This is a genomic window from Kitasatospora sp. NPDC001660 (genome assembly GCF_053596725.1).
Genome location: NZ_JBSFGU010000099.1, coordinates 1 through 9545 on the forward strand (window position 1 = coordinate 1; position 9545 = coordinate 9545).

Below are 9545 nucleotides of genomic sequence, written 5' to 3' on the forward strand. Positions count from 1 at the left end.
TTGGAGCCGACCCGCCCGGCGCTGCGGTCACCAGCCGCGCTCGCGCCACTCCTCCAGGTGGGGGCGCTCGGTGCCGATGGTGGTGTCGTTGCCGTGGCCGGGGTAGACCCAGGCCTCGTCGGGGAGGGCGTCGAAGATCTTCTCGTTGACGTCCCGGAAGAGGGTCCGGAAGGCCTCCGGGTCGCCCCAGGTGTTGCCGACGCCGCCGGGGAACAGTTAAGGGCCTTGGAGGGTACTATGTCAACCATGACGATCCCTCAGCTCCCGCCGACCGAAAGCATGGTGCTGGCCCTCGGATACTCGCGCATCTCCGAAGACCAACTCGACCAGCGACGCGGCGTAAAGCGCCAGCAGGCCGACCTCCGCGCCCACTGCGCCAGCGAAGGCTGGCACCTGCACGCGGAGTTCTGCGACAACGACCTGAGTGCCCTGGACGGCGGCGACCGCCCTGACTACGACAGGCTCATGGCCGCCGCAATCGAACTCGGCACCCAGGCCAAGGCCGCCGGCAAGCGGGTCGTCGTCCTCGCCTACCACTCCAGTCGGCTCTGGCGGAACCGCGTCGAACGGGCCCAGGCGATCGAAGACCTCCGGCGGGCGGGCGTGTTCGTCGCCTTCGAGTCCGGCGGCTACTACGACCTTTCCAAGGCGTCGCAGCGCTCTGCCCTAGCCCAGGCCGGCGAGAACGACACCACCGAGTCCGAGGTGAAGTCCGAACGCGTGCAGCGCGCCGCCCTCGAACGCGCCCAGGAAGGGCGTGCAAACGGGGCCGTCGCCTATGGATGGCGTCGACAGTACGAGTACGACAATCGTGGCCGAATCGTCGGCTTCCACGACGAGGAACATCCGGAACAGGCTGCAGTCGTCCGCGACATCGTTACCCGCCTGCTCGCCGGCGAGTCCCTCATGAGCATCACCACTGACCTGAACGAGCGCGGCGTTCCCGCGCCGGGCGCAGGGCAGAACCGAAAGCACCGCACCCTCGGTCAGGACGAGGAAGGCCGCCGGTGGAACAAGACCAGCACGAAGAAGATCGCCTTGCGCCCCGCCAATGCCGCGATCCGCACCCATCTGGGCTCGGAGTACCCGGCAGCGTGGCCAGAACTCATCACCGCCGAGCAGCACGCCCAGATCAAGGAGCTGTTTGCCGACCGGGCCGTCTCCCGCGAGCGCCCCGGCGCTCGGGTGCATCTCCTGTCCTGGGGTGAAATCGCGATCTGCGGCGTCTGTGAAGGACACCTGCGGGTCGCCCTGAAGGGCAATGCGAAGCGAGGCACCAAGCGGCCGACCTACGTGTGCGCGTCGAACCAGGGCTGCGTCGGACGGAACGAGACGGCGCTTGACGATTACGTCGGCAAGGCCGTGGTGAAGATCCTCTCCTCGGCCGGCGCGGCTGACATCTTCAAGCAGGACGACACCGCCGCCCTCGCCGCTCTGGAGCGCGCCGAGGGCCTTAGGGCGCGTCAGGCGGTTGCCGCCGACGACTTCGCTGCTGGTCTCATCACCCGTGACCAGCTCGTCCGAATCACGGAGTCCCTCACAAAGCAGATCGCCGAGGCGCGAGCGGAGGCGCGGCGACTTCGACCGGCGTTCGATCTGACCGTGTTCGATGGGCTGGTTGGGCCGCAGGCGGCGGAACGGTGGCAGGCGCTGGATGTGACCCGTCGGCGGCGTGTGCTGGAGGGCCTGGGGCTACGTCTCAAGGTCTTCCCGGCTCAGCGCCGCGGGCCTGGTTTCGACCACACGACCGTTGAAATGCGCTGGGGTGCTCTGGCTGGATGACCAGAGCATGCAGGAGCGGCCCGGCTTGAGTGCAAAGTCGGGCCGCCTCGCTGTGTCAGGGGGTTTTGTAGCCCCTGGCGCCGAACTCCTTGCGCAACTCGCCAGCCAGTTCTTCAAAGGCCGACTCATCGGATCCGCCCGGCTGCCCGGCGCGACTTGCCAGCTCGGCTGAGAGTTGCTTACCGAACAGAGCCTGAGCAGCGACACTCGCCTCCAGGGGAGGCAGCCCCATTCGGTGGGAAAGGTCCCGCTCAGTCGGGTCCTCGTAGGCGATCAGCGCGGCCTTCACGGGCCCGCGGCTGGTGATGCCCCAGTCCTTGGCGATACGCCTGGCTTCCTTCATGTAAGCCTCGGAGCTGGTCATGGCATCGCCGATCCACTGGAGCAGCTTTGCCCCCGGCTCCGCACCGGTCCTCCCCTTTGCTCCGGGGCCCAGCCAGCCATCCTTCCGTGCCCGGGTCACCCAGGTGCGAACGGTTTCCTCTGGTCGCCCGAACCGTTCAGCCATCCGCTTCATCGCCCCCGATGGCGTTCCCGGCGCGGTCTCTTCTAGGTACGCCATGGCTACCTGGCGCAGGAGGTCAGGTGTGATCGGTGTTCGGCCCCCTCTTTGGGGGGCCGCTGCATCGCCCTCCTCGAAGAGGCCCGGGACGGGCTCCTCGCCGAGCAAGGCGCGGGTGCCGTCGCGCTGCGCCGATTCCCATGCCGCTTTCAGCCTTACGGCGGAAAGGATCTCCCCGGTCGGGATCTTGCGCAGGAGGCCGCCAGTTACGCCGGTGGATCCCTCGGCCGGTGTGATCTCCAGCCGGGAGATCACTAGGCCGTGTGGGCCGCGGCTCAAGTCTCCAAAGACGGTCCAAGTGTCATCCGGGCGGTAGTCGAAGTGAGCGACCACGCCGTGGCTGGCGGCCTCGTCCGTCGGATAGAAGGTCCTGACTGGGAGTGACCCAGCAACCGCTTCGCCGGTCTCCTCGATTCGTCGAAGAGCCTCGACCTGGCGCGCGGTCGCGATGCCGCCTGGCGTGCGCGGGCTACGTGGCTTTTCAGGGTTGGTCACTTCGCGAGCATCCCAACTATGCAGGACCTGGTCAACAGGCCAGCCGTGCTGCATGGGCGATTAGCGACCAACCAGCCGTGCAGACCTGTTGACTATAGTCACCACCCCGGCTTAAATGGTCACATGACCGCTTCGGTTGCGGAGATGATCCGCTCTCAGATGCGTGTCCATCTCGACCTGCCCAGCCCCGACGAACGTCGTCGACTGCGCATCTCGGGTGGACTCTCGCAGCAGCAACTCGCCGACATCGTCGGCGCCAGTCGGCAGGCCGTGAGTCAGTGGGAATCCGGCGCGCGCATGGTTCCTCGCGGGGCCCTGCTCAATCGGTACGTCGAAGCTCTTCGCGCTCTGAAGGAGGGAGCGTGATCGTCGACTCCGACGGCTGGATGAGGCCGTCGCCGGGCCAGGACCCCGATGACTTCCTCGACGAGTTTGTTGCAGCCCGGCCGCCGCTCACCGACACCGAAATCGTGACGCTCCGTGCCATCTTCAACGGCATCGATCGCCGTCCCGCCCGCTCGCAAGCTGCCTAGGGAGCGACATGGTCGACGCCTCAACCCGCACCGCCCTCTACCGCCTGTACGACGCCGGCGGGCAGCTGCTCTACGTCGGCATCACCACCCGTCCGAGGTACCGCTGGACCGAGCACGCCCGGGACAAGCAGTGGTGGCCACAGGTGGTCAACAAGACCATCGAGTGGCACGAGGACCGCAGTCAGGCGCTCGCCGCCGAGTCCGCGGCCATCGCCGAGGAACGGCCCATTCACAACCGAACCCACAACCTGCAGGCGCAGGCCGAGGAAGCGCACCGCTGGCGGGAAGCTGCCGAACAGCGCGACGCCGAGTTCGAGGCTGCCAAGCAGGCCCTGAAGGCCACTTCGGGATTCGCGTCGATGACCTACTCGGAGTGGCTCATCGCGGCCGCCGAGATCATCGGCGACGAGAGTCGCGCCGCGTACTGGCGGCGGATCAAGGCCAAGGTCGATGAGGCCCCACCGCTGACCCGGTGCCAGAAGGACCGGCTGCGCATTCTGCTCACACCGGTCCCGTCGGATGCCCGCACGACCAGCTGAAACGGAAACGGCCCCCGCCTGGCCGCCGGTGTTCCCGCACCAGCACCAGACGAGGGCCCCAAGCCGCACCCGGACATGACGAAGCCCCGGTGCCTACCGCCAAGCAGATCCCGGGGCTGTCCGTCCGTCGCATCCCAGCGCAACCAGGAAGGACTGATGTGCCCATGGTTGCACATCGCAGCACCAAGGCAATACCGATCCCCAGACGTAGCACCACGATGGCTGACGATGCCCTGTACGACGCAGTCCAGCTCGCCCAGCAGTTCCGAGCCATCGGCTTCACCGCCGGTAACTTCGACCGCTTCACCGGCGCGTTCACCGCGCCCGACCCGGCCGCCGTCTTCGCTCGCTGGGCCGACCGCGAAACCCGCGCGGGCGTCCGCCGCACGCTCCTCGCCACCCTCGTCACCATCGAGGAGGCCCGGTGATCGCCCCGCAGCGGCCGCGTGCCGCCCTACTGCCGGTCCTCACCAGTGCTAGCAGCTACCCGGTCCGGCCCGTCCAGATCGACACCGACGTCTGGATCGTCGGCTACGACCGCTCCCGCGTCACCCACGCCGAGGTCGCCGGCATCGTGCGGCACCTGTTCCAGGCGGACGTCGACGTCATCGACGAGCCCGGGGGCACCGCCCAGTGACCAACCAGCACACCGAGCACCCCGGGGTGGGGCACCACCTGCCCGCCCCGGGGCTGCCCGCCCACACCATCCGCCGGGGCGCGCCCTCGCCCTCCGTCCCCGGCTCCCTCCCCGACCACTCCCACATCCCGGAGCCCCCCGTGCACACCTACCCCGGCCGCCCGAGGGCAGAAGCGGCCAACCCACGCCCCGCCGGCGCCTGGCCCATCCCCCGCAGCCAGCAGGTCCGGACGGCGCGCACCGACGAGACCCGCGTCCGCTTCCATGTCGTCCTCGACACGGCCAGGGCGATGCTGGAGGAGCAGCCGTCCGAGCGGACCGTACGCTCCACGGCCCGCAGGCTCTGTGCCGCCGTCACGCTCCTCGCCGACGAGATCGTCGCCGAGAAGCGGGAGGCGGCATGAACCGCGACCCGATCGCCTTCAACCGGCTCGTCGACCGCCTCCAGGAGCTTGGCGAACGCACCCGGTACAGCGGCGGCAAGATGCGCGCCCGCGGCATCTGCCACGACGCCCGCGACATCGGCGCCGTCAGCATCGAACGCGGACGCAACGGCGGCGTCGTCGTCCACTGCCACGCCTGCAACGGCAACGAAGCCTTCCTGCAGGCCGTCGGCTTCACCCAAGCCGACCTGTACGACGACGACCCGACTGGCACCGTCCCCGCCGCCCGGAACAGCAACAACGACTGGACCCCGTGCACCCGCCACGGGCACAAGCTCGTTGCCGAGTACGTCTACCGCGACGAACACGGCAACGTCGTCCACGGCGTCACCCGATGCGCTCACAAGTGCTTCGCCCAGTGGCGTCCCGAGCCGACGTCACGCTCCGGCCGAAGCTGGTCCCTCAACGACAAGACCAGCGGGGAGCGGCTGGTTCGGCTCGTCCCGTACCGGCTCCCGGAGCTGCTGGCCGCCGTCGCCGCCGAACAGGTCGTCTGGATCTGCGAGGGCGAAAAGGACGTGCACGCCCTCGTCGACCGCGGCCACACGGCCACCTGCAACGCGGCTGGCGCCGGCAAATGGACCCCCGAGCACGCCCGGTACTTCCAGGGCGCCGACGTCACGATCGTCGCCGACCGCGACCAGGCCGGCCGCGAGCACGCCGAGCTTGTCGTCGAGACGCTACGCGGTGTCGCCCGCTCGATCTATGTCGTGCAGGCCCAGTTCGGGAAGGACGCGGCCGACCACTTCGACGGCGGCGGCACCACCGGCAACTTCATCGAGGTGTGGGCACCGATGCCGTTCACCACCGACATGGTGGGGGCGGCCCGGTGACCGACGAGCCCCGCTGGCAGGCGGATGTCGAGAAGGACGTAACCCCGGAGGCGGAGACGACCCCGGTCAGGGAAATCGTCCTGACACCTGCCTCCAAGATTCGAATCCGACCCGTCCGGTGGATGTGGGACACCACCCCGGAGGGCTCCCCGCCGACCAGCCATGGGCGGATCCCCATGTACAGCCTCGCTATCGCCGCTGGTGGCCCTGGCCTCGGCAAATCCCAGTGGGTCGTATGGCTGACCGCGCAGGTCACCCGCGGCACCCTTCCTGGCCAGCTGTTCGGCAAGCCCCGTTCCGTCATCTACGCAGCCACGGAGGACTCCTGGACCTACACCATTGCCCCGCGGCTGATCGCGGCCGGTGCTGACCTCGACTTGGTCTTCCGGATCGACGTCAAGGACGACGAGAAGCCGAGCGCACGCCTCACGTTGCCCAGCGACATCTCCCTCCTGGGCAAGGCCGCCGAGGAGTACGGCGTCGCGCTGTTCGTCGCCGACCCGCTGCTCTCGCTCATCGACAGCGGCATCAACGACTACCGGGCAGCGGAAGTCCGCGAAGCACTGGAGCCTCTGGTGGCGTGTGCCGAGCGGCACGGCTTCACGATTGTCGGTCTCGCCCACTTCACCAAGGCCGGCGGTGCCGACCCAGTCAACCGCATCGCCGGGTCCGGAGCGTTCGGCCAACTCATCCGATCCCTGATCGCTTTCGCGCAGCAGGAGAACGAAGACGGTGACGTCGAGTTCGTCATGTCACTGGAGAAGAACAATCTTGGTCGGCTTGGCCTCCCCTCGTTCAAGTACTCGATCCAGCCGGTGACTGTGGACACCGACGAGGGGCCGTCGTACGTCTCCCGATTCGTGCTTGGCGGCCATTCCGAGACCTCGGTGCGAGAGGCGCTGCGGGTTGACGGCGGCTTCGGCACCAGCCGCTCGGAACTCAACGAGGCTGCGGCGTGGCTACGGGACTACCTGCAGGACGAGAAGCAGGCGGGTGAGGCGCCCCCGAAGGAGATCGAGAAAGCCGCCCGCGAGGCGGGCCTTACACCGAACGCACTCCGCGAGGCCAAGGCGAAGCTTGGCGTCAAGAGCGTCAAGCCGACTGGTGCCTGGCAGTCGCAGTGGGTTTGGCGGCTGCCTGAGCAGCGCTCGGAGCGGGCGACTACCGCATCACCGTAGCGCTCCCTCCCATACACACCCCGCATCTTCCTCATCTTCTTTCTGACCTGGTCCTTTGTCCCCTCATCTTCTTCCTCGCCTTCTTCCTCATCTTCTGTCGGACCCCCTCATCTTCTTGGCCCGCAGAAGGCGAGGGGCGACCGGAAGCTGAGGAAGAAGGTGGGGGCGAAGGCGAGGCAGCAAAACCGCAGGTCAGATCGAAGATGCGGAAGGTGAGGCCATACGTACAGAGGCCCTGCCGGTGCCCGCTATCGATCACCTAGGAGCCCCTTCAACGTCGTGACCGTCGGCCCCCAGCCGGAACGTCATGACCCTCACCCGCACGCACCCGCCCCAGCCCTAGGAGCGCCGCCATGTCCAACCACCCGTCGATCATCGCCCGCCCCACGCCCACCGGTTTCCACGGCCGGTACGTCGCCAACGATGGCCAGCCAGCCGCGCGCATCCCCCGGCTGCAGCACCTCTACTACCGCGTCTACCGGCACGACCTCGACGCGATGCTCGGCTTCCTCATCGACCAGCACCCTGCTGGCTGGTCCCAGCTCGGCACCGACCCCACAGCCGACTGCGGATGGATCAACCCGCTCCCGCCCGCCGGGGACTGCGGCTTCCGCTGCTACTGCCACGGCGACCGTCGCGAACCCGAGACCCTGCTGACGGAGGAGACCGCCGACCCGCTGTGGCACGAGTGGATCTACGTGCTTCGGCCGGGAGGCATCACGGTCACGGCCGCCGACTCGGACGGAGACGCCTGGCTGCAGCCGGCGCTCGTCCCCTGGTCCAGCGCCTGACCGAAACGACTTGCCGGGGTCGGGCCCATCCGCAGTGAGCCCGCTCCCGGCACCCTCCAGGGTCCGGCATCCGGCCGGGCCCGACCAACCCAGCAAGGAGCAGCACCGTGAACTACACCTCCGAGACCAACCCCGTCCCGCACGTGCGTGCCAGACGCCTCGCCACTACCGGCCACATCCAGGCGATCGTGAGGTGCCCGAAGTGCAGCGAGCTGCACCGGCACCTGGGCCTGGGCGTCCGCCGCGGTCCGTGCGGCATCACCTACGTCGTCCAGGCGCCCCGCATAGCGGCCCCGCGTCTCGTCCGCGTCGCGCTCGCGGAGGCCGGCCGATGACCGGGCCCTGGGAGACCTTCGACGGCATCGTCCCCGAGATCCAGCACGAAGGCCTGGCCTTCTACGCCGCCTTCAACGAGGCCCGGCAGGCCGCCAGGCGCACCGGCGAGTCCGTCGACGTCCGCGAGTACGGGCGCCGGGCCTGGCAGCAGCTCACTCCCGTCCAACGGGCCTACGCCCTCGACAGCCTCTTCGGCGCCTACTTCTGGCGGATCCACGAGGAGGAGACCCAGCTGCGGCACCAGGCCGACACGGAGTCGGGCAGGACCTACCTCCACCCCGACGACCTGGTGACGCTGAGCGAGTCCCTGCTGTACCAGGACGGCGAGGGCGAGGAGGCGACGGTCACCACCCTGGCGTCCTCCCTGTCCAACGTCCTCAGCGAACTCGAACTGCTGCGGCACCAGCTGCGTCAGGCCCGCGCCGTCGCGGAGGACGAGTGAGCGAGGCGATCGAGCACCACCTCCGCGTGGACCGGCGCCACGCGGAGGCGCTCGGTTGGCCGGGCGTTGGTTGGCAAGCATGCTCCGGGGGTGAGGACCGTGCCGGGCGGTGACGTACCGGTGCCGGTGCGGGGCCTGCGGGAACGCCGGGTGCCGCCGCCGGAACTGGGCGGGGTGCTTCGGGCGGCTCGGCAGCGTGCCGGGTTGGGCCTGCGCGAGCTTGGCCGCCTGGTCGGGCTGTCGCCGGGATACCTGGTGAACCTGGAGGGCGGGCTGCGCTGCCCGTCGCGGACGGTCGCGGTCAGGCTCGCTGATGCCCTTGGGCTCGCCGAGGGCGAGCGGGCTGTGCTGATGGGCGCCGCGGTTGGCGATGCGGGCCTCGACCACCCGTGGCGGGCCGCCTCCTGATGCGGAACGACCGACTCAACCTGTTCTCCTAGGGAAGCGTTCTGACCCTCCATAAGTCAGGTTATGGAGGGTTAGAGCAGTGAGGCTGAAGCATGTCCAGCGAACTCGTCCCGGCCGCCGCGAACCTCCCGGCTCACCCGGACAACCAGATCTCCGACTCCACCCGCGACCGCATCGAGCAGTCCGTCCCCGAGAACACCCGCGCCGCCTACGAGCGCCAGTGGAAGGCCTTCACGACGTGGTGCTCGCAGGCCAGCCGCACCACGCTGCCCGCGACCGCCGAGACGCTGGCCGAGTACGTAGGCCACCTCGCTGACCTCGACCGAGCACCCTCGACGGTCGAGCAGGGCATCGCCGCGATCCGCACCGTCCACCGCCACAGCGGGCACCCGGGCCTACCCGACACCAGCGCCGCCCTGGCCGTGCTGAAGGCGCACCGGCAGGACAGGGCCATGGCCGGCAAGCGAAGGCGTGGGCTTGATTCGCTTTGACGGACACCCCTGATCAGGGGCTTCGGCCCCGGTAAGGATGATGTCCATCATGGAGAGCATGGGGAAGAAGAAGCC

15 protein-coding genes and 1 pseudogene are annotated in these 9545 nt (G+C 68.8%); 14 read left to right on the forward strand and 2 right to left on the reverse strand.

Translation table 11 applies throughout. The annotated features are described in order from the left end of the window. Nucleotides 1–27: 27 nt before the first annotated feature. Nucleotides 28–216 (reverse strand): annotated as a pseudogene (locus tag ACWCXH_RS39050) (MBL fold metallo-hydrolase); the annotation flags it as partial. Between the two features lie 30 nt (nt 217–246). On the opposite strand from ACWCXH_RS39050, the gene ACWCXH_RS39055 reads away from it, so the two are divergent. After that, complete coding sequence (locus ACWCXH_RS39055; protein ID WP_449806271.1) at nt 247–1782, forward strand: recombinase family protein; 1536 nt, start codon at nt 247–249, stop codon at nt 1780–1782. A 55-nt stretch (nt 1783–1837) separates the two neighbouring features. On the opposite strand, the gene ACWCXH_RS39060 is transcribed toward ACWCXH_RS39055, so the two are convergent. Continuing rightward, a complete protein-coding gene (locus ACWCXH_RS39060) occupies nt 1838–2839 on the reverse strand; it encodes a hypothetical protein (protein WP_449806272.1) in 1002 nt (333 codons plus the stop codon). Between the two features lie 18 nt (nt 2840–2857). Here ACWCXH_RS39060 and ACWCXH_RS39065 point away from each other — a divergent pair, with 18 nt between their 5' ends. From ACWCXH_RS39065 to ACWCXH_RS39125, 13 genes are all read left to right on the forward strand, one after another. Next, nucleotides 2858–3205, forward strand: coding sequence for a helix-turn-helix transcriptional regulator (locus ACWCXH_RS39065; RefSeq protein ID WP_449806273.1), 348 nt, complete (start codon nt 2858–2860; stop codon nt 3203–3205). Beyond that, nucleotides 3202–3372: a hypothetical protein gene (locus ACWCXH_RS39070; protein WP_449806274.1), complete on the forward strand. Its 171-nt coding sequence runs from the start codon at nt 3202–3204 to the stop codon at nt 3370–3372. Before ACWCXH_RS39065 ends, ACWCXH_RS39070 begins: the two co-directional genes overlap by 4 nt. An 8-nt stretch (nt 3373–3380) precedes the next feature. Further along, the gene (locus ACWCXH_RS39075; RefSeq protein WP_449806275.1) at nt 3381–3911 is read left to right on the forward strand and encodes a GIY-YIG nuclease family protein; all 531 of its coding nucleotides are present in this window, start codon (nt 3381–3383) and stop codon (nt 3909–3911) included. A gap of 218 nt (nt 3912–4129) precedes the next feature. Next, complete coding sequence (locus ACWCXH_RS39080; protein WP_449806276.1) at nt 4130–4339, forward strand: hypothetical protein; 210 nt, start codon at nt 4130–4132, stop codon at nt 4337–4339. Further along, on the forward strand, nt 4336–4548 hold the full coding sequence (locus tag ACWCXH_RS39085) for a hypothetical protein (RefSeq protein WP_449806277.1): 213 nt from the start codon (nt 4336–4338) through the stop codon (nt 4546–4548). Before ACWCXH_RS39080 ends, ACWCXH_RS39085 begins: the two co-directional genes overlap by 4 nt. Then, complete coding sequence (locus tag ACWCXH_RS39090; RefSeq protein ID WP_449806278.1) at nt 4545–4952, forward strand: hypothetical protein; 408 nt, start codon at nt 4545–4547, stop codon at nt 4950–4952. The genes ACWCXH_RS39085 and ACWCXH_RS39090 overlap by 4 nt, the downstream gene beginning before the upstream one ends. Beyond that, on the forward strand, nt 4949–5824 hold the full coding sequence (locus tag ACWCXH_RS39095) for a toprim domain-containing protein (RefSeq protein ID WP_449806279.1): 876 nt from the start codon (nt 4949–4951) through the stop codon (nt 5822–5824). The genes ACWCXH_RS39090 and ACWCXH_RS39095 overlap by 4 nt, the downstream gene beginning before the upstream one ends. After that, a complete protein-coding gene (locus ACWCXH_RS39100; protein ID WP_449806280.1) occupies nt 5821–7002 on the forward strand; it encodes an AAA family ATPase in 1182 nt (393 codons plus the stop codon). Before ACWCXH_RS39095 ends, ACWCXH_RS39100 begins: the two co-directional genes overlap by 4 nt. 353 nt (nt 7003–7355) lie before the next feature. Further along, on the forward strand, nt 7356–7793 hold the full coding sequence (locus ACWCXH_RS39105) for a hypothetical protein (protein ID WP_449806281.1): 438 nt from the start codon (nt 7356–7358) through the stop codon (nt 7791–7793). Nucleotides 7794–7900: 107 nt separating this feature from the next. After that, nucleotides 7901–8128, forward strand: a complete 228-nt coding sequence (locus ACWCXH_RS39110; protein WP_449806282.1) for a hypothetical protein — start codon at nt 7901–7903, stop codon at nt 8126–8128. After that, nucleotides 8125–8571, forward strand: coding sequence for a hypothetical protein (locus ACWCXH_RS39115; RefSeq protein WP_449806283.1), 447 nt, complete (start codon nt 8125–8127; stop codon nt 8569–8571). Before ACWCXH_RS39110 ends, ACWCXH_RS39115 begins: the two co-directional genes overlap by 4 nt. A 90-nt stretch (nt 8572–8661) precedes the next feature. Continuing rightward, nucleotides 8662–8979 carry a helix-turn-helix domain-containing protein gene (locus ACWCXH_RS39120; protein WP_449806284.1) on the forward strand — a complete coding sequence of 106 codons (318 nt, stop codon included), beginning with the start codon at nt 8662–8664 and terminating at the stop codon, nt 8977–8979. A 92-nt stretch (nt 8980–9071) separates the two neighbouring features. Further along, the gene (locus ACWCXH_RS39125; RefSeq protein ID WP_449806285.1) at nt 9072–9470 is read left to right on the forward strand and encodes a site-specific integrase; all 399 of its coding nucleotides are present in this window, start codon (nt 9072–9074) and stop codon (nt 9468–9470) included. The last annotated feature ends 75 nt before the right edge of the window (nt 9471–9545 follow it).

Excerpts from the sequence above, each read along its gene's own strand:
- ACWCXH_RS39115 (WP_449806283.1), top strand. The coding sequence starts at position 8,125 with ATGACCGGGCCCTGGGAGACCTTCGACGGCATCGTCCCCGAGATCCAG.
- ACWCXH_RS39095 (WP_449806279.1), top strand. The coding sequence starts at position 4,949 with ATGAACCGCGACCCGATCGCCTTCAACCGGCTCGTCGACCGCCTCCAG.
- ACWCXH_RS39080 (WP_449806276.1), top strand. The coding sequence starts at position 4,130 with ATGGCTGACGATGCCCTGTACGACGCAGTCCAGCTCGCCCAGCAGTTC.
- ACWCXH_RS39125 (WP_449806285.1), top strand. The coding sequence starts at position 9,072 with ATGTCCAGCGAACTCGTCCCGGCCGCCGCGAACCTCCCGGCTCACCCG.
- ACWCXH_RS39065 (WP_449806273.1), top strand. The coding sequence starts at position 2,858 with ATGCAGGACCTGGTCAACAGGCCAGCCGTGCTGCATGGGCGATTAGCG.
- ACWCXH_RS39055 (WP_449806271.1), top strand. The coding sequence starts at position 247 with ATGACGATCCCTCAGCTCCCGCCGACCGAAAGCATGGTGCTGGCCCTC.
- ACWCXH_RS39105 (WP_449806281.1), top strand. The coding sequence starts at position 7,356 with ATGTCCAACCACCCGTCGATCATCGCCCGCCCCACGCCCACCGGTTTC.
- ACWCXH_RS39075 (WP_449806275.1), top strand. The coding sequence starts at position 3,381 with ATGGTCGACGCCTCAACCCGCACCGCCCTCTACCGCCTGTACGACGCC.